The organism is Extensimonas soli (assembly GCF_029211265.1).
Classification (GTDB): Bacteria; Pseudomonadota; Gammaproteobacteria; order Burkholderiales; family Burkholderiaceae_C; genus Extensimonas; species Extensimonas soli.
Genome location: NZ_JARGEL010000014.1, coordinates 11,573 through 30,787, shown reverse-complemented (window position 1 = coordinate 30,787; position 19,215 = coordinate 11,573). Strand labels below are relative to the sequence as shown.

Below are 19,215 nucleotides of genomic sequence, written 5' to 3'. Positions count from 1 at the left end.
ACAGGTTCTGAACGCCCTCGCCAGCCCCCACGCACACACCGCCCCCCGCCAACCCGCCCCGCCCCATGAGCCAGCTCCTCATCCACGACTACCTTGCGCAGCTTGATCTCATCAAAAAGGTCAGCGGCAGCCAGCGCGAAACCATCGTGCGCGAGGCGTTCAAAGACCTGCTCAAGCACTGGGGCCGCCAGCTCGGGCTGGTGTTTCTGGCCGAATACCCGCTCAAGACGGCGACCAAGGCGCACATCAGCGTCGATGGCGCGCTGCTGCACGAGCTGCGCATGCCCCTGGGCTACTGGGAGGCCAAGGACGCGCAAGACGACCTCGACGCCGAAATCGCCAAGAAGTTCAAGAAGGGCTACCCGCAGGACAACATCGTCTTCAGCGACGACACCACCGTCGTGCTCTGGCAGCATCGGCAGGAGGTGCTGCGCTGCCCGGTCGAAGACACCGCCGCGCTGGAAAAACTGCTCAAGCTCTTTTTTGGCTACGAGCGGCCCGAAATCGCCGACTTTCGCGCCGCCGTCGAACAGTTCAAAGCCGACCTGCCCGCCGTGCTCGCCGCGCTGCGCAGCATGATCGAGACGCAGGAAGCCAGCAACCCCGCGTTTGCCGCCGCCGCCACGCGCTTTCTGGCCCATGCGCAAGAGGCCATCAACCCCGCGCTCGGCCCGGCCGACGTGCGCGAGATGCTCATCCAGCACATCCTGACCGAAGAAATCTTCGCCAAGGTGTTCGACGACAGCGACTTTCACCGCCACAACAACGTCGCACGCGAGCTGTACGCGCTCGAAGGCGTGTTCTTCACCGGCGCGCTCAAAAGGCAAACCCTCAAAGGGCTGGAGCCCTACTACGCCGCCATCCGCGCCGCCGCTGCGCAGATCGGCAGCCACGGCGAAAAGCAGGCCTTTCTCAAGGTCATCTACGAAAACTTCTACAAGGTTTACAACACCAAGGCCGCCGACCGCCTGGGCGTGGTCTATACGCCCAATGAAATCGTGCGCTTCATGATCGACGGCGCCGACTGGTTGTGCGAGCAGCACTTCGGCAAAAACCTGATCGACCCCGGGGTGGACATCCTCGACCCCGCCACCGGCACCGGCACCTACATCTGCGAGCTGCTCGAGCACTTTCGCGGCCAGCCCAAAAAGCTCGCGCACAAATACCGCGAAGAGCTGCACGCCAACGAGGTTGCCATCCTGCCCTACTACGTGGCCAACCTGAACATCGAGGCCACGTATGCCGCCATCACCGGCGAATACGCCGAATTTCCCAACCTGTGCTTCGTGGACACGCTGGACAACGTGGGCCTGCACACCGCCGCGCGCGGCGCCACGGCCGAGCTGTTCGGCAGCGTGAGCGAAGAAAACGTTGCCCGCATCCGGCGCCAGAACGCGCGGCGCATCAGCGTCGTCATCGGCAACCCGCCCTACAACGCGAACCAGCAAAACGAGAACGACAACAACAAAAACCGCAGCTACCCGCAGATCGACGCGCGCATCAAGCAGACCTACATCGCCGCCAGCACCGCGCAAAAGACCAAGCTCTACGACATGTACGCGCGCTTTTTCCGCTGGGCCAGCGACCGCCTGGCCGACAACGGCGTGCTCAGCTTCGTGAGCAACCGCAGCTTTCTGGACGCGCGCACCTTCGACGGCTTTCGCAAGACCGTGGTGCAGGAGTTTGCGGAGGTTTGGGTGGTGGACCTGGGCGGCGACGTGCGCGCCAACCCCAGGCTCAGCGGCACGCGGCACAACGTGTTCGGCATACAAACGGGCGTGGCCATCAGCTTCATGGTCAAGCGGGCCAGCAGCACCAAGGACAAGCGCCCCGCGCGCGTGTTCTACGTCCGCCGTCCCGAGATGGAGACCGCCGAAGAAAAGCTCAGCTTCCTGGCCACGCACCCCATGCGCCGCCTGCAGTTCGACGAAGTGCAGCCAGACCAGGCCGGCCACTGGCTGAACCTGACGCACAACGACTTCGACACCCTGATCCCGCTGGCCAGCAAGGAGACCAAGGCGGCCAAGACTGCGGCGAAGGAGCGGGCGATTTTCAAGCTGTTCAGCAACGGAATAAACACTGCCCGTGATGGTTGGGTCACCGATGAATCACCAACAGCGCTGGCGGCAAAGGCGCGCTTTTTTATCGAGTGCTATGAACGTCACCAACAAGGAAGCGAGACGTATGACTCCGCCATCAAGTGGTCGCGCAACCTGAAGAACAAACTGAAGCGCGGGGAGCGTGAACCATTTTCAAAATCCCGCATAGTTGCATACGCTTATCGACCCTATTTTGTGAACTATCTCTACCAGTCCGATCTCATGATTGACGAGTTGGGCTTGATACCGCCCTTCTTGCGCGACGAGAATCGGCTAATTGCAATGCCCGCCTCTGGGCAGTTCCGCTGCTTGGCGACGGACAAAGCATGTGACTTTCACTTCATCGGCGATTCGCGCGTTGTTTCCCTCTATCGGTACGACGCCCAAGGCAACCGCACCGACAACATCACCGACTGGGCGCTCCAGCAATTTCGCAAGCACTATGCGGCCGAAGCCGGCAAGGGCAAAGCGCAACCAGCTATCGATAAAGAAGCAATCTTCCACTACTGCTACGCCGTGCTGCACGACCCGGTGTACCGCGAAAAATACGCACAAAACCTCAAGCGCGAGTTTCCGCGCATCCCCTTTCATGCCGACTTCTGGCGCTGGGCCGACTGGGGGCGCGAACTCATGGCGCTGCATATCGGCTATGAGACGGTGGCGCCCTACGCCCTGACGCGCCACGACACGCCCGACACGGCAGCGCGCGCGGCCGGGCTGGCGCCCAAGGTGCTGCTCAAGTCCGACCCGGCGGCTGGCTGCATCGTGCTCGACAGCGAAACCACGCTGCGCGGCGTGCCGCCCGAGGCCTGGGCCTACCGGCTCGGCAACCGCTGCGCGATCGACTGGGTGCTGGACCAGCACAAGGAAAAAAAGCCCAAAGACCCGACCATCCGCGCGCGCTTCGACCATTACCGCTTTGCCGACCACAAAGAGCGCGTGATAGCCCTGCTGGCGCGCGTCACCACGGTGAGCGTGGAGACCGTGCGCATCACCACCGCCATGCAGGCGCTGGCGCGCAATTACTCATGAAAAGATAGCTGCTTGTGCATGTCAGATAAGCGCTAGAGGCACTTTTTGCCACTAATTTCGCCAGGACGGCAGGCCAGGAGGCTGTCGGACTTTGGGCGTCGATAGCGAGAATGCGCCCCAGCGGCCCATTCGCAGCCGACGATTCCAAAGTCCGACGTGCTGGCGCAATTTGCCGAGAACTGCCCTGATCTCGAGGGGGCGGTAGTCGCCACACGCGATGGCCTGGTGCTGGCCTCGACCGAGCGTTTCAGCGGCGACATCCCCGCCGCCTGCGCGGCCAGCCTGTCGATCCATATTGACTCGGACCTTTCCTTCATCCAGGCCTCTCACTGCCCCGATGCTCACGCCCCTGGTATAAGGGCCGGATGGCCCTTAAATCCACCATCTACAAGGCGAACCTCTCCATCGCCGACATCGACCACGGCTATTACGCCGATCACGCGCTGACCCTCGCGCGCCACCCCAGCGAGACCGACGAGCGGATGATGATCCGGTTGCTGGCTCTCGCGCTCAACGCCCATCAGCTGCAGACCGTCTGCCAGGGTGACGGCACCATGGCCTTTGGCGCCGGACTCTCAGACCCCGACGAGCCCGATGTCTGGCTGCGCGACTTCACCGGCCGCACCCGGCTGTGGATCGAGGTGGGCCAGCCCGAGGAGAAACCGCTCGCCAAGGCATGCCAGAAGTCCGATGCCGTCATCGTCTATGCCTTCCACCACGCCGCCGAGGTCTGGTGGCGCGGCATTGAAAACAAGCTGGCTCGCCTGGACAAGCTGCAGGTCTGGCGGGTGCCGACCGAGTCGTCGCAGGCGCTGGGTCGCCTGGCCGAGCGCAGCATGCAATTGCAGGCGACCTTCCAGGACGGTGCGCTCACCCTCGGCAACGCCTCGGACAGCGTGCACATCGATCCCCTACGCTGGAAGTAGGTGCCCGCAGCCGCCGGCCCCGGCACATCAGTGGCGCTCGGCGTAGCGATTGAAGTGCCAGGCCGACGCATCCTGATCGTTCAGTTTTTGAGGCTTGATGCGACAAATAAAACCGATGGATGTTTGGTCTGGGCAAGGCGCAAACCGCAGCGATACTGTGTGGTATTGCGCAGCAGGAAAAATGAACCCAGATTGTTCATTAGGACGCGGGATGATGGCGAGGCGGCTGGCGAGGCAGTTTGGTCGCGGCTGAGGAGTGCATGGCCGGTGCCATGAACGACGAAGCGGCGGCCAAAATGACCGGCAGACGTCCGCCAGCACCCGCGTAGGTGCGCAGCACCGCCTAATGGACAATCTGGGATGAAGGCGGAGCCTCTTGCCAAACTGCCCCGCACCGCCGCGCAAAAGCCTTGATACTCGCCGTTTCACGATTTTCAGCCCCCGGCGCGCGCCGACCCCATCCGCATATCCCACCATGGCCCCTTCTTCGCTTTACGCCGACCGCCGCGCCCGCCTGGCTGCCCAGCTGGGTGCGGGCGGCATTGCCATCATTCCCACGGCGCCCGAGCGCCCGCGCAACCGCGACAACCAGTACCTGTACCGCCACGACAGCTACTTTTATTACCTGACGGGTTTTGGCGAGCCCAATGCCTGCCTGGTGCTCACGGGCGACGGGCACAGCACGCTGTTTTGCCAGCCCAAGGACGCGGAGCGCGAAATCTGGGACGGCTACCGCCTGGGCCCGCAGGCCGCGCCCGCGGCGCTGGGCGTGGATGCGGCCTATTCGTTTGCCGAGCTGGACGCGCGCCTGCCGCGTCTGCTCGAAAACCGCGCCTGCGTCTGGTATCCGTTTGCCACGCACGCGGGCCTGGCGGCGCGTGTGGAGGGCTGGCTTGCCGTGGTGCGCGCGCGCGCACGCTACGGCGCACTGTGCCCGGCGGCGCAAAACGACCTGTGCACGCTGCTCGACGAGATGCGCCTCGTCAAAGACGCGCACGAGCAGGCCACCATGCGCCGCGCGGCGCAGATCAGCGCGCGCGGCCATGTGCGCGCCATGCAGCGCGCGGCGCGCATGCTGCGTGCGGGTGAGGACGCGCGCGAGTACCACCTGGAGGCCGAGCTGCTGCACGAATTCCGCCAGCAGGGCGCGCAGTACCCGGCCTACGACGCCATCGTCGCCGCCGGCGCGAATGCCTGCGTGCTGCACTACCGCGCGAGCGACGCGCCGCTGCGCGCGGGCGAGCTGGTGCTGATCGACGCGGCTTGCGAGCTGGACGGCTACGCGAGCGACATCACGCGCACCTTTCCGGCCGATGGCAAATTCACCGGCCCGCAGCGCGCGCTCTATGACCTGGTGCTGGCCAGCCAGCAAGCCGCCGTGGCCGCCACACGCGCCGGAGCGCGCTTCGACGCGCCGCACGAGGCCACCGTGGCGGTGCTGGCGCAAGGGCTGCTCGACCTCGGGCTGCTCGACAAGCACAAGGTGGGCACGGCGCAGGACGCGATCGCAAGCCGCGCCTACTTTGCGTTTTACATGCACCGCACCAGCCACTGGCTGGGCATGGACGTGCACGACTGCGGCAGCTACGTGGAGCCTGGCGAAGTCGGCCAGACCAGCGTGCGCCAGGACCCGCTGTCGGGCGAGACCATCACCGAGCGCCCGAGCCGCATCCTGCGCCCCGGCATGGTGCTGACCATCGAGCCGGGCCTGTACGTGCGCCCCGCGCCCGGCGTGCCCGAGGCCTTCCACCACATCGGCATCCGCATCGAGGACGACGCCCTCGTGACCGCGCAGGGCTGCGAGCTGCTCACGCGCGACGTGCCCGTGGCAGCAGACGAGATCGAGGCGCTGATGCAAGGCGCCTGACGCACGGCGTCTCGTGCGCGTTGCATGACGCACCTTGTCTGGTGCCTGCGCGCCGGCGCCGGCGCGTGTGGAACAATGCCCGCATCGCCACTTTGCCCCGCCCCATCATGCCCGCACTGCGCGCCACCAAGATCGTTGCCACCCTCGGCCCTGCGTCGAGCACGCCGGAATTGCTCGAAGCCATGATCCGCGCCGGCGTCAACGTGGTGCGGCTCAACTTCAGCCACGGGCAGGCGCAGGACCACATCGAGCGTGCGGCCATGGTGCGCGCCGCGGCCCAGCGCGCGGGCGTGGAGGTGGCCATCATGGCCGACCTGCAGGGCCCCAAGATCCGCGTGGGCAAGTTTGCCAACGGCCGCGTGCAGCTGCAGCCGGGCGCGCGCTTCGTGCTCGACGCCGCGCGCACCGAGCCCGGTGACGAACACGGCGTGGGCCTGGACTACAAGGAGCTGCCGCACGACGTGAAGCCCGGCGACATGCTGCTGCTCAACGACGGGCTGATCGTGCTGCAGGTCGAGGCCGTGCATGGCGATGCGGTCGAAACCACGGTGAAAGTGGGCGGCGAGCTCTCGAACAACAAGGGCATCAACAAGCAGGGCGGCGGCCTCACCGCGCCCGCGCTCACCGCCAAGGACATGGAAGACATACGCACCGCGATGGGCTTTCAGGCCGATTACGTGGCGGTGAGCTTTCCCAAGACTGCGACCGACATGGAAATGGCGCGCCAGCTGTGCAACGTGGCCGGGGCCGAGTTCCGCCACAAGCCGGGCCTGATCGCAAAAATAGAGCGCGCCGAGGCCATTCCGCACCTCGATGCCATTTTGCGCGCGAGCGACGGCATCATGGTGGCGCGCGGCGACCTGGCCGTGGAAGTCGGCAACGCCGCCGTGCCCGCGCTGCAGAAAAAGATGATCCGCATGGCGCGCGCCTGCGACAAGGTGGTGATCACCGCCACGCAGATGATGGAGAGCATGATCCACAACCCCGTGCCCACGCGCGCCGAGGTCAGCGACGTGGCCAATGCCGTGCTCGACGGCAGCGACGCCGTGATGCTCAGCGCCGAGACGGCCGCGGGCAAGTACCCGCTCGAAACGGTGCAGCAGATGGCCACCATCTGCGCCGCCGCCGAGGCCTCCGAAGACCCGCTGCAGGACGCCGACTTCAGCGGCCACAGCTTCACGCGCATAGACCAGTCGATCGCCATGGGCGCGCTCTTTACCGCGCACCACCTGGGCGCCAAGGCCATCGTGGCGCTGACCGACAGCGGCGCCACGGCGCTGTGGATGAGCCGCCACCGCATCCACATCCCGATCTACGCGCTGACCTCCAAGGTGGCCACGCAGCGGCGCCTGGCCATGTACCGCAACGTGCGCCCGCTGCTGCTCGCCGACACCAGCGCCGACCGCGACACCGCGCTCGCGCAGGCCGAGGCGCACCTGAAAGCGCGCGGCATCGTGCAAAGCGGCGACATCTACGCCATCACCTGCGGCGAACCCATGGGCGCGCCGGGCGGCACCAACATGCTGAAGATCTGCCGCGCGCGGTAGGCCGCGGTAGGCGCCTGTCGGCCTTTGGGCATCGAAAGCGAAGCTGCGCCGCAGCGCGCGGGCGCCCGTCGCCCGTCGGCTACGCGCCCTCGAAGTGGAACACCGCCGTGCCCGCGCGCGCGTTGGGCAGAAAGCGCACGATGCGCCCGTCCTGCAGGCCGAAGGAATCCAGGATGCGCAGACGGTTCTTGCGCGCGAGCACCTCGAAGTCGGCGTAGGTGCCCACGCGGATGTTGGGCGTGTCGTACCACTGGTAAGGCAGGTGGCGCGTCACGGGCATGCGCCCGCGCAGCACCGACAGGCGGTTCGGCCAGTGCGCAAAGTTGGGGAAGGCGACGATGCCCGTGCGCCCCACGCGCGCGGTTTCGCGCAGCATGACCTCGGCGTTGCGCAGGTGCTGCAAGGTGTCGATCTGCAGCACCACGTCGAACGAACGGTCGCCGAACATCGACAGCCCTTCGTCGAGGTTGAGCTGGATCACATCGACGCCGCGCTGCACGCAGGCGAGCACGTTGGCGTCGGCGATCTCTACGCCGTAGCCGCTGCAGCCGCGCTCGCGCTGCAGGTACGAGAGCAGGGCGCCGCCACCGCAGCCCAGATCAAGCACGCGCGCGCCCTGCGGCACCAGGCAGGCGATTGCTTCCATGGTGGCCTGCGCGCTCATGCAAGCTCCTTCGCAATACTATCGAAATAAGAGCGCATTACGCTCATGTAGCGGGCGTCATCGAGCAAAAAGGCATCATGCCCGTGGGGCGCGTCGATCTCGGCGTAGCTCAGGCTGCGCTTGTTGTCGAGCAAAGCCTTGACGATCTCGCGGCTGCGCGCGGGGGCAAAGCGCCAGTCGGTCTTGAAGCTCACGAGCAAAAACCTGGCCGTCGCGGGTGCGAGGGCCAGGCTCAGGTTGCCGCCGAGGCGGCGCGCCGGGTCGAAGTAGTCGAGCGCGCGCGTGATCAGCAAATAGGTGTTGGCGTCGAAGTATTCGCTGAACTTGTCGGCCTGGTGGCGCAGGTAGCTCTCGATTTGGAATTCGATGTCCTGCGTGCTGTATTTGGGTTCGAGCCGGTCGCGCAGCTGGCGCCCGAACTTGGCGTTCATCACGTCGTCCGAAAGATAGGTGATGTGGCCGATCATGCGTGCGATGCGCAGGCCGCGCTTGGGCACCACGCCGTACTGGTAAAAGTGGCCGCCGTGAAAGTCCGGATCGGTGACGATGGCGCGGCGCGCGACTTCGTTGAAGGCGATGTTTTCTGCGGTGAGGTTGGGCGCGCTCGCCACCACCACGGCGTGGCGCACGCGCTCGGGGTATTGCAGCGACCACGACAGCGCCTGCATGCCGCCCAGGCTGCCGCCGAGCACGGCCGCGAGCCGTTCAATGCCCAGGCGCTCGAGCAGCCGCGCCTGCGCGTTCACCCAGTCCTCCACGGTGACCACAGGAAAATCCGCGCCGTAGATGCGGCCCGTGTCGGGGTTGCGGTGCATGGGGCCGGTGGAGCCGAAGCACGAGCCGAGGTTGTTCACGCCGATCACGAAAAAGCGGTTCGTATCGACGGGCTTGCCCGGCCCGACCATGTTGTCCCACCAGCCTTCGCTGTTCGGCTGCCCTTCGTACACGCCCGCGACGTGGTGCGAGGCGTTGAGTGCGTGGCACACCAGCACGGCGTTGGAGCGCGCGGCATCGAGCGTGCCGTAGGTCTCGTAGGCGAGGTGGTAGTCGCGGATGGACGCGCCGCTTTGCAAGGGCAGCACGTCCGGAAAGTGCATGGTCTGGGGCGTGGCGATGAACGACATAAAAAACCCGGCTGCGCTAAAAACAGGGCCGGGTCGGGAAGGTCGGACGAGTCTTTAGCAGCATTTGTAGAGCGCTCGCAAGCGGGGGCAAATCAGCGCTGGCGGCAAATATATACCAAAAGCCCTGCGGTGCCGTGCCTTGCCTGCGTCAGTGCGCGGGCCCCGTTGCAAATCCTCGCGATACCACCCGGTATCGCTGCAGTTTGCGCCTTGCCCAGACCCAAAAAACAATCTTGGATCAACCCAGATTGTTCATTAGGACGCGGGATGATGGCGAGGCGGCTGGCGAGGCAGTTTGGTCGCGGCTGAGGAGTGCATGGCCGGTGCCATGAACGACGAAGCTGCGGTCAAAATGACCGTCAGACGTCCGCCAGCGCCCGCGTAGGCGCGAAGCGCCGCCTAATGGACAATCTGGGATCAACCCAAACTCAACGTCTGACCAGCGCCAGCAAGGCCGCCAGCGGCAGTTGGGCGCGCACGGATTTTTGCGCCACGGACGCGAGGATTTTCCATTCGGGCTGGGCGCTGTCGCGCGGGATCGGCTCGCCCGGGGGCAAGCCGTCGCGCTTGAGCACCACGGCCACGGGCGGGGTGTTGGCGCTGGCGCCGCGGCGCAGTGCCACGGCGATTTCTCCGCTCGCCAGGCGCACGAAAGTGCCGGGCGGATAAATGCCCAGCGCCTTGATGATGGCCGCGCCGATCGCATCGGGCTGGCGCGTGGTGTCGAAGTAGCTCGCGCGCATGGCGGCCGCCACGTCCATGGGCGCGCGGGTTGCCCGCGGGGCGATGCGCGCAGCAAACTGGTCTGCGCGCTGGACCAGGCGGGCGAGTTGCTGCGCCTCGGGCGCTGATTCCAGCGGCCCCTCGAAATGCTGGTGGTGGCAGCGCACGGCCTCGAGCCAGACCGGGTCGGCCACGCCCAGCTGGCGCAGCAGGGCTGCGGAGCGCTCCGGGTGGTCGGCGATGGCGGCGATCTGCGCGGCGCTGAGCGGCTCGGTCTGCTGCGCCAGTTGGTCTTGCAGCGTGGTCATCGCGATGTTCATGGTCAGCGCGGCGCGGCCCACTTGCAGCATGCGCACGTCGGGCCAGCGCAGCACCTCATGCGCGACGATCATGCAGGTGCAGGCCACCAGCATCGCATGCGTGGCGCTGTACGTCGCCGTTTCTTGCGCCGACAGGTAGATGAGCGCGAACAGCGTGGCGTCCGGCGCCTGGATGCAGCTGCGTACCAGTGTGTCGTGCAGGTGCTTGAAGCGGTCACCAAAATTCTCCGCCAGGGGTGCGGCCAGCAGCCGCGTGGCGCGCAGTTGCAGGTCGGGCCAATCAGCGGGGCGCTCATCGTCCGCGCGTGCTGGGCTGGCAAAGCCCTCGGGGCCGACCGGTGCCGCTGCGATGGTGCCGAGCGCATGGCCGGACAGCAGCATTTTGTTCAGGTGCCCGAGATAGGCCTGGCGGGCTTCCCGGGATTCGTCCACGTCCAGCCAGAGGTTCACACCGAGGGCAAGAATGCGCCGTAGCTCCTCCTGGTGGCCGATCACGTAGCCTTTTTGCGCGAGCAAAACGCCGTCCTGCCCGCGCAGCGCAAAAGGCAAGGGCCGGCCGAGGGGGATCGCTTCAGGAGCGAGGGCAACGAGTTTCATCGGCGTGGATTATTTCGCACTGCCGTCTGATGCAAAGGCGGCAAAGGGCCGTGAGGCGCGGGCTATTTCGCGGACTTCATCGACCGCACGGCGAGGGCCATGCCTGTATTCACGAAGCGCATGTAGTATGTTTTTCGTAGCGCCTTGTGCTTGCCAAATAAGCCTCAAAGGGCAATTTGACCCCAAATTGTTGGGTGCGTCTCAAGCCCTTTCCTCGCCAGCCTCGAACACCGCGTGCCACAGCGCGAGGATGGCGTCGCACTGCGCCTGCATCGCGGCGGGGGCGCACTGCGCCGGGGCTTCGTCGAGCCGCGCGCGGTGCTGCAGGCGGCGCAGTTCGCGGTAGGCGTCGGCGGCGGTATGCCCCACGCCAGCGGGCAGCAGACCGGCCTGTTCGGCGCGCTGCAGCAAGGCAATGTTGCCCACGTTGTCTATCAGCGCGGGATGGGCCGCGGCGTGCGCGAGCACGAGGTATTGCACGGCGAATTCGGCATCGAGCATGCCGCCGGGGCTGTGCTTGACGTCGAACTGGTCTGCCGGCACGCGCTGCGCGGCGCGTACGCGCGCACGCATGGCGACGATCTCCTGGCGCAGCGCCTGGGCGTCGCGCGGGGCGGTGAGCACGGCGCGGCGCACGGCGTCGAAGCGCGCGCGCAGGTCTTCGCTGCCGAGCACGAAGCGCGCGCGCGTCATGGCCTGGTGTTCCCAGGTCCAGGCGGTGTTGCTGCCGCGCTGCTGCTGGTAGTCGGCGTAGGCTTTGAAGCTTGTGACCAGCAGGCCCGAGTTGCCGTTGGGGCGCAGCGCGGTGTCGATCTCGAACAGATCGCCCTCGCCGGTTTTCACGGTGAGCCAGTTGATGAGCTTGCGCACGAAGGCGGTATAGACCTCGGGCGCGCGTTCGTCCTCGTCGTCGAACACGAACACGATGTCCAGGTCGCTGCCGTAGCCCAGCTCTTTGCCGCCGAGCTTGCCGTAGCCGATGATGCCGAACCGCGGCAGCTCGCGGTGGCGGTTTTTGAGGCGGCTCCAGCACCAGTCCGAGGTGACGCGCAGCACGCTGTCGGCGAGCGCGCTGAGGTCGTCGGCCACTTGCTCCACGGTGATGCGGCCTTCCACGTCGCGCGCGAGGATGCGAAAGGTTTCGGCGTGGTGCGCGCGGCGCAGCAGGTTGAGCAGGGATTCGTCGTCGTCCTCGCCCGTGGATTGCAGTGCGGCGCGGCGCAGCGCGAGCTCGCGCTCGAAGTCGGCGGGCACGAAGCGCTCGGCGAGCAGCGCTTCGGACGCGAGCTCGTCGATCACGCCCGGGTGCTGCTGCAGATAGCGCGCGAGCCAGCGCGCCGCGCCCAGCAGGTGCAGCAGCTGCTCGTGCACGGCGGGGCGCTCGAGCAGCAGCGCAAGGTAGCTCTCGCGGCGCAGCAGTGGTTCGAGCCAGTCGATCATGCGCACGGCGGCCTGGGCGCTGGTGCGGCCTTCGGTGAGCCATTGCGCGGTGCGCAGCACGAGCCGGAACAGGCGCGTGCGCGCTTCGTCGCGCAGGGCCGCGATGCGCGGCAGCGTGCGCCACTGCGCCACGCGCTCGCGCAGCGCGGCGGGCAGCTGTTCGAGCAGGCCCTCGAGGTCGGGCGGTGGCGGCGCCTTGCCGTTGCCTGCGCCGCAGCTGCCACCGTTGCACGCGCGCTTGCCCGCGGCCTCCTCGTCGCCGCCGAGCAGGTGGTCGAATTCCTGCGCGACGAGTTCCCGGTGCGCGTCGAGCGCGTGCAGAAAAGCACAGCAATCGCCGTAGCCCATGGTCTGCGCGATCCAGGCCAGGTCATCGTCGCGGGTGGGCAGCAGGTGCGTCTGCTGGTCGTCGAGGTACTGGATGCGATGCTCGACGCGGCGCAGGAACACGTAGGCCTGCGCAAGCGCCTCTGCCGTGGTCTGTGGCATCAGCCCGGCCTGGGCCAGGCGCGGCAGGGCTTCGAGCGTGGCGCGCCGGCGCAGTTCGGGAAACTGGCCGCCGCGCACCACCTGCAGCAATTGCACGATGAACTCGATCTCACGGATGCCGCCGCGCGAGAGCTTCACGTCGTTGGCGCGCTCGGGGCGGCCGGCGCTGCGCCGCGTGGCGTGGTCGCGGATCTGGCGGTGCAGCGTGCGCAGGGATTCGAACACGTTGTAGTCGAGATAGCGCCGGAACACGAAGGGCAGCACCACGCTGCGCAGCTCGCGCAGTTCGGGGCAGGCCAGGCTGGTGCGCGGCGCCACGACGCGGCTTTTGAGCCAGGCAAAGCGCTCCCATTCGCGCCCCTGCACCTGCAGGTATTCTTCGAGCGCGGCGAGCGAGACTGCGGGCGGGCCGGAGTTGCCGTTGGGGCGCAAGGCCAGATCGACGCGGAACACAAAGCCGTGCTCGGTGGGCTCGCCGACCAGCTGGTAGATCGCCTTGACCGCGCGCGCGAAATACTCGTGGTTCGAGGTGCGGTTGCGCCCTTCGGCGTTGCCCGCGGTTTCGCCGTCCTGCGCATAGACGTAGATCAGGTCGATGTCGCTCGAGACGTTTAGCTCGCGCGCGCCGAGCTTGCCCATGCCGACGATCCATAGCGGAACTGCGGCGGCTTCGGGTCCGTCATCGGTGCCCAGCGGCCGGCCATGGCGCTCGTCGAGTTCTGCGCAGGCATGCTGGCAGGCGCGGTCGAGGGCGAACTCGGCGAGTTCCGTGGTGGCACGCGTGACGACGGACAGCGGCGCCTGGGCCTCGCAGTCGAGGCGGATCAGCCGCTCCATGACCAGCTGGCGCAGCACGCGCAAGGCCGTGCCCACGTCGTAGCCGCGCGCTTGCAGCGCCGCGAAGGCGGGTGCCAGCGTTGCGTGGCACGGCGCGCCGGGGGGCAGCAGCGCCAAGTCCTGTGCATAGCGCCGCTGCAGACGCTGGAAAAAACGCGAGTGCTGCGCCAAGCCAGCAGTGGGCGCGGCGATGTCAGGGCTGAGCGAGGAGGACGTGGACATGGCGAACGCGGCGTTCGAGAGGGAGAGGGGAAAGAGCGGGCACAAAGACGGTTTGCCAGCGAAACAAAAACACACGAGGCGAAGGTTTCGCACCAAGGAGCACGCCGGTCCTGCGGGTCATAATTTCGGCCACTTTACGCCCGCCAATGACCGCCGCCGCCGCACGCCCCACGCGCCTTATTCGCATCGTCGCCGCCAGCGCGCGCTGGACGCTGGGCCTGTTGCTGGCGTTCTGGCTGTTGCTGGCCATCGTGTGGGCGGGTTTGCATGGCTGGATTGTGCCGCGCATCGGGGACTTTCGCGCGTCCCTGGAGGCGCAGGCCACGCGCATCGTGGGGGTGCCTGTGCGCATTGGTGCGATCACGGGGCGCTCGACGGGGCTGATTCCTTCCTTCGAGCTGAGCGAGGTGGCGCTGCTCGACGCGCAAGGCCGGCCTGCGCTGCAGCTGCCGCGTGTGGTGTTGGCATTGTCGCCGCGCGCCTTGCTCACGCGCGGCTTCGAGCAGCTCTACCTCGAGCGCCCGCAGCTCGACCTGCGCCGCACGGCGGACGGCCGCATCCTGATCGGTGGCATCGCGCTGGCGCAAGGCGGTGGCGACAGCCCCTTTGCCGACTGGTTTTTCGCCCAGGCCGAGGTGCTCATCCGCGGCGGCACCGTGCGCTGGTTCGACGAGCAGCACGCGGCGCCCGCGCCGCTGGAGCTGCGCCAGGTTGACGTACTGCTGCGCAACCACGGCTGGCAGCACAACCTGCGCGTGGACGCCACGCCGCCGTCGGCCTGGGGCTCGCGCTTCACGCTCATGGCGCGCATGCGCGCCCCGCTGCTGCACCCGCGCGACGGGCAGTGGCAGCACTGGAGCGGGCAGTTGTTCGCCGATTTTGCGCACGTCGATCTGGCGCAGCTGCGCGCGCAGGTGCTTTCGGATGCTCCTGTAGAAGTAGCTAAAGGGGCAGGCAGCATGCGGGTATGGGCCGACATCGATCGTGCCATCCTGGTGGGCGGCGTGGCCGACCTGGCCTTGACCGAGGTGCACACCACGCTCGCGCCCGAGCTGCAACCGCTGGCCTTTGTCTCGCTGGGCGGGCGCATAGGCGGGCAGCGCCTTGCGGGCGGTTACACCCTGTTCACCGAAGGGCTGCGCTTTCGTACGGGCGACGGCCTCGCCTGGCCCGGCGGCAACCTGCGCCTGCAGCGTACCGCGGCCACGGACCGTGTGCCCGAATACACGCAGCTGCAGGCCGAGCGGCTGGACCTTGCGGCGCTCGCGCAAATCGGCATGCGCCTGCCGCTCGACGCCGGCGCGCGCGCAGCGCTGCAAAGCTACCAGCCGCAAGGCCTGGTGGAAAGCCTGCAGGCGAGCTGGCGCGGGCCGCTGGCCGCGCCCACGCAGTACCAGCTGCGCGGCAAGGTGCAGGGGCTGGCGTTCGCTGCCGGCGGCGACCAAGGCAGCGCCGCACCGGGCGCGCAGGCTGGCGTGCCCGGCGTGCGCGGCGCAGCGGTGGAGCTGGACCTGAACCAGGACGGCGGCAAGGCCGCGCTGGCGATCCGCGGCGGGGCGCTGGTATTGCCCGGCGTTTTCGAAGAGCCGCAGGTGCCGCTCGACTACCTGGACGCCGAAGTGCAATGGCAAGTCCAGCCAGTGCCGGCAAAAGGGCAAAAGCCCGCAGCGGCGCAGGCACCGCGCATCGCCGTACAGGCGCGCAAGCTGCGCTTTGCCAATGCCGACCTGCAGGGCGAGGCGCAGGCCAGCTGGCATACGCGCGAAGCAGCGCCTGGGCTTGCGGCGCAGGCCGGGGAAGGGCGTTTTCCGGGCGTGCTCGACCTCACGGGCAGCCTGGCCCGCGCCGACGGCGCGCGCGTGTGGCGCTACCTGCCCCTGGGCCTGCCCGAAGAGACGCGCCACTACGTGCGCGACGCCGTGCGCGCGGGCCAGGTCAGCCGGGTGCAGTTCCGCGTGCGTGGCGACCTGCGCCAGCTGCCCTTCAGCGACCCGCGGCAGGGCGACTTTCGCGTCACTGCGCACGTGACGAACGCCACCTACGCCTACGTGCCCACCACGCCGCCCGCCAGCTTGCCCTGGCCGGCGCTGACCGATCTGAGCGGCGAGCTGGTGTTCGACCGCGCCAGCATGAGCGTGCGCAGCGCGAGCGCGAGCTTTGCGGGCCTGCCCGGCCTGCGCCTGTCCAAGGTCGAGGCGCGCATCCCCGACCTGGACCACACCGTGGTCAGCGTAAGTGCCGACGCGCAGGGGCCGCTGCCGCTGCCGCAGCTGCTGCAGCTCGTGCGCAGCTCGCCGCTGGCGCGCCTGACGGGCAACGCGCTCGACCAGGCCGGCGGCACGGGCAATGCCGGCCTGCAGCTGCATCTGCAATTGCCCATCAGCCGCATCGAACAGTCCAAGGTGCAGGGCAGCCTCGCGTTTGCGGGCAACGAGCTGCGCATCACGCCCGACACGCCCCTGCTTGCGCGCACCCAGGGCAAGGTGCAGTTCAGCGAAACCGGCTTTAGCCTGGCGGGCGTGCAGGCGCGCGCCCTGGGGGGCGATGTGCGCCTCGAAGGCGGCATGCGCCCTGCGCCGAATGCTGCAGGCGAATCCCCCATCCAATTGCGCGCACAGGGCACGGCCACGGCGCTGGGCCTGCAGCAGGCGCGCGAGCTCGGCTGGGTGGCGCAGCTCGCGCGCCACGCGAGCGGCAGCGCCGCCTATAGCCTGAACCTGAACGTGCGCCGCGGTGTGCCCGAACTGCTGCTGAGCAGCAACTTGCAAGGCCTGGCCCTGGCGCTGCCCGCGCCGCTGGCCAAAGCCGCGCAGACCAGCCTGCCGCTGCGCTACGAAAACCGCTTGCTGCGCGAAGCCGAGGCAACGCCCGCTGGCGGGGTGGCACCGGTGCTGCGCGACCAGCTCACGGTAGAACTGGGCAGCGTGGGCACGGCCACCTGGCAGCGCGAACTGCGCGCCGGGCGCACGCGCGTGCTGCGCGGCGCCATCGCGCTCGGGCTCGCGGCTGGCGAGAGCCTGCCCTTGCCGGCCGATGGAGTGCAGGCCCTGGTGCAAGCCGACAGGCTGGATATCGACGCCTGGGCCGCGGTGCTGGAGCCGCTGGGTGCGAGCGCTGCCGGCACGCCCCCCGACAGCCAAGCCAGCCCGGGCAGTCCGGGCACCGGTTTGCCGGCCGCAGACACCCCGGCCGACTATTTACCCACGCGGTTTGCGCTGCGCACGCGGGAACTCAGTGCGCAGGGGCGCACGCTGCACCAGGCGTTGCTCGCCGGCACGCGCGAAGGCGGCGTCTGGCGCGCCAACGCGAGCGCTGACGAGCTCGAGGGCTACGCCGAATACCGTCCTGCCAGTGCACGCGAGGGCGCACGCGATGGCGGCACCGGTCAGCTCTACGCCCGGCTTGCGCGCATGCGGCTGCCGCCTAGCCAGGCCGCGCAGATCGAAGAGCTGTTCGCCGAGCAGCCCAGCAGCCTGCCCGCGCTCGACGTGGTCGTCGAAGACTTCGAGCTGCGCGGGCGCAAGCTAGGCCGCGTGGAGGTCGAGGCCCACAACCGTGGCGGCGATGGCGCCGCGCGCGAGTGGCGCCTGGCCAAGTTCAACATCACCGCCCCCGAGGCCAGCCTCACGGCCAGCGGTAACTGGGCGCTGCTGGGGGGGGCCAATGCCGGCAATTCCAGCGTTGCCGCCAGTGCCAGCCGGCAGCGGCGCACGGCGCTGAACTTTCGCCTCGACATCCGCAACGCCGGCGAGCTGCTCGCGCGCTTTGGCATGGAGCACGTGGTGCGGCGCGGCAAGGGGGTGATGGAAGGCCAGGTTGCCTGGACGGGCGCGCCCATGAACCCCGACTACCGCAGCATGAGCGGCCAGCTGCATCTGGATGTGCAGTCCGGCCAGTTTCTGCAGGCCGACCCGGGGCTGGCCAAGCTGCTCGGCGTGCTGAGCCTGCAGGCGCTGCCGCGGCGCCTGACGCTGGATTTTCGCGATGTGTTCAGCGAGGGTTTTGCGTTCGACTTCGTGCGTGGCGACGTGCGCATAGAGCGCGGCGTGGCCAGCACCAACAACCTGCAGATGAAGGGTGTGAACGCCGCCGTGCTTATGGAGGGCAGCGCCGACATGAACCACGAGACGCAGGACTTGCACGTGGTCGTGGTGCCCGAGCTCAACGCCATGACGGCCTCGCTCGTGGCCACGGCCATCAACCCCGTGGTCGGCCTGGGCAGCTTTCTCGCGCAGATGGTGCTGCGCGGCCCCTTGACGGAAAGAACCACGCGCGAATTCCACATCGACGGCCCCTGGGCCGATCCGCATGTGGAGCGCGTTGCCACCACGGCGCGCGACAAGCCCTCGCGCGAACCCGCACCCACGGCACCACCCGCAGAGGCGACCGTGCCCGCGCAGCCCGCCGCTGCGGACACGCCCGCGGCGCCCACCCCCGCTTCTCAGCCCCATTCCGCGAAAGGAGAGCCCTCATGAAAATCGCCGCCATCCAGATGGTCTCTGGCATCGACTGCCCGGGCAACCTAGCCGCCGCGCGCAGCCTGCTCGAACAGGCCGCGGCGCAAGGCGCAGAGCTCGCCGTGCTGCCCGAATACTTCTGCGCCATGGGCCGGCGCGACAGCGACAAGCTGCTGCTGCGCGAAACGCCGGGCGACGGCCCGATACAGGAGTTTCTCGCGCGCTGCGCACGCGAGCTGCAGCTGTGGATCGTGGGCGGCACGCTGCCGCTTTTTGCGAGCGACGCCGAGCACGTGCGCAACAGCACGCTGGTCTACGACCCGGCGGGGCATTGCGTGGCGCGCTACGACAAGATCCACCTCTTTCGCTTCGCCAACTGCCGCGAGCACTACGACGAAAGCCGCACCATAGAAGCCGGCACCGAGCCGGTGCAGTTCGAGCTCAGGGCGCGTTCGGGCGCGCGCTGGCGCGTGGGCCTGAGCGTGTGCTACGACCTGCGCTTTCCCGAGCTGTACCGCGCCCATGCGCGCGCCGGCGCCGACCTGCTGCTCGTGCCCAGCGCCTTCACCTACACCACGGGTGAGGCGCACTGGGAGATTCTGCTGCGCGCCCGCGCGATCGAGAACCTGGCCTACGTGCTCGCGCCCGCACAAGGTGGACAGCACGAAAACGGCCGCCGCACCTGGGGCCACAGCATGCTCATAGATCCGTGGGGCAGCGTGCTCGGCGCGCTCGCGCAGGGGCCCGGCGTGGTGCTGGGCGAGCTCAGCGCGCAGCGCCTGCAGGAAGTACGCGCGCAGCTGCCGGCGCTGGAACACCGCGTGCTTTGAGCTCCACACCTTTGCATGCGAGGGTGCCGCGCAGCAGCGGC

Annotated in this window: 10 protein-coding genes; 6 read left to right on the top strand and 4 right to left on the bottom strand. The window is 68.0% G+C overall.

All coding sequences use genetic code 11. The features are described from left to right. The first annotated feature begins 65 nt into the window (after window positions 1–65). The 4 genes from PYV55_RS06685 (at window position 66) to pyk (ending at window position 7,471) form a co-directional block, all read left to right on the top strand. The gene (locus PYV55_RS06685; RefSeq protein ID WP_275849916.1) at window positions 66–3,131 is read left to right on the top strand and encodes a type ISP restriction/modification enzyme; all 3,066 of its coding nucleotides are present in this window, start codon (window positions 66–68) and stop codon (window positions 3,129–3,131) included. Window positions 3,132–3,496: 365 nt separating this feature from the next. Further along, window positions 3,497–4,057 carry a YaeQ family protein gene (locus PYV55_RS06680; protein WP_275849915.1) on the top strand — a complete coding sequence of 187 codons (561 nt, stop codon included), beginning with the start codon at window positions 3,497–3,499 and terminating at the stop codon, window positions 4,055–4,057. A gap of 475 nt (window positions 4,058–4,532) precedes the next feature. Then, window positions 4,533–5,924, top strand: coding sequence for an aminopeptidase P N-terminal domain-containing protein (locus tag PYV55_RS06675; RefSeq protein ID WP_275849914.1), 1,392 nt, complete (start codon window positions 4,533–4,535; stop codon window positions 5,922–5,924). Between the two features lie 107 nt (window positions 5,925–6,031). Further along, entirely contained in the window at window positions 6,032–7,471 is a 1,440-nt protein-coding gene (pyk, locus tag PYV55_RS06670) for a pyruvate kinase (RefSeq protein WP_275849913.1), read from the top strand. A gap of 79 nt (window positions 7,472–7,550) precedes the next feature. Here the strand turns inward: pyk and metW are convergent, their stop codons facing one another. The 4 genes from metW to glnE form a co-directional block, all read right to left on the bottom strand. Further along, complete coding sequence (metW, locus tag PYV55_RS06665) at window positions 7,551–8,135, bottom strand: methionine biosynthesis protein MetW (RefSeq protein WP_275849912.1); 585 nt, start codon at window positions 8,133–8,135, stop codon at window positions 7,551–7,553. Further along, entirely contained in the window at window positions 8,132–9,259 is a 1,128-nt protein-coding gene (gene metX / locus PYV55_RS06660; protein WP_275849911.1) for a homoserine O-succinyltransferase MetX, read from the bottom strand. Before metX ends, metW begins: the two co-directional genes overlap by 4 nt. Window positions 9,260–9,687: 428 nt before the next feature. After that, entirely contained in the window at window positions 9,688–10,899 is a 1,212-nt protein-coding gene (locus PYV55_RS06655) for an HD-GYP domain-containing protein (RefSeq protein WP_275849910.1), read from the bottom strand. A 201-nt stretch (window positions 10,900–11,100) separates the two neighbouring features. Continuing rightward, window positions 11,101–13,887, bottom strand: a complete 2,787-nt coding sequence (glnE, locus tag PYV55_RS06650) for a bifunctional [glutamate--ammonia ligase]-adenylyl-L-tyrosine phosphorylase/[glutamate--ammonia-ligase] adenylyltransferase (protein WP_275849909.1) — start codon at window positions 13,885–13,887, stop codon at window positions 11,101–11,103. A gap of 146 nt (window positions 13,888–14,033) precedes the next feature. On the opposite strand from glnE, the gene PYV55_RS06645 reads away from it, so the two are divergent. Together PYV55_RS06645 and PYV55_RS06640 are read left to right on the top strand one after the other, a co-directional pair. Continuing rightward, complete coding sequence (locus PYV55_RS06645; protein ID WP_275849908.1) at window positions 14,034–18,362, top strand: YhdP family protein; 4,329 nt, start codon at window positions 14,034–14,036, stop codon at window positions 18,360–18,362. Further along, the gene (locus PYV55_RS06640; protein WP_275849907.1) at window positions 18,359–19,174 is read left to right on the top strand and encodes a carbon-nitrogen hydrolase family protein; all 816 of its coding nucleotides are present in this window, start codon (window positions 18,359–18,361) and stop codon (window positions 19,172–19,174) included. The genes PYV55_RS06645 and PYV55_RS06640 overlap by 4 nt, the downstream gene beginning before the upstream one ends. Window positions 19,175–19,215: the final 41 nt, after the last annotated feature.

Coding starts and splice junctions, on each gene's coding strand:
- PYV55_RS06675 (WP_275849914.1), top strand. CDS start 4,533: ATGGCCCCTTCTTCGCTTTACGCCGACCGCCGCGCCCGCCTGGCTGCC.
- metX (WP_275849911.1), bottom strand. CDS start 9,259: ATGTCGTTCATCGCCACGCCCCAGACCATGCACTTTCCGGACGTGCTG.
- PYV55_RS06645 (WP_275849908.1), top strand. CDS start 14,034: ATGACCGCCGCCGCCGCACGCCCCACGCGCCTTATTCGCATCGTCGCC.
- PYV55_RS06655 (WP_275849910.1), bottom strand. CDS start 10,899: ATGAAACTCGTTGCCCTCGCTCCTGAAGCGATCCCCCTCGGCCGGCCC.
- PYV55_RS06680 (WP_275849915.1), top strand. CDS start 3,497: ATGGCCCTTAAATCCACCATCTACAAGGCGAACCTCTCCATCGCCGAC.
- glnE (WP_275849909.1), bottom strand. CDS start 13,887: ATGTCCACGTCCTCCTCGCTCAGCCCTGACATCGCCGCGCCCACTGCT.
- metW (WP_275849912.1), bottom strand. CDS start 8,135: ATGAGCGCGCAGGCCACCATGGAAGCAATCGCCTGCCTGGTGCCGCAG.
- PYV55_RS06685 (WP_275849916.1), top strand. CDS start 66: ATGAGCCAGCTCCTCATCCACGACTACCTTGCGCAGCTTGATCTCATC.
- PYV55_RS06640 (WP_275849907.1), top strand. CDS start 18,359: ATGAAAATCGCCGCCATCCAGATGGTCTCTGGCATCGACTGCCCGGGC.
- pyk (WP_275849913.1), top strand. CDS start 6,032: ATGCCCGCACTGCGCGCCACCAAGATCGTTGCCACCCTCGGCCCTGCG.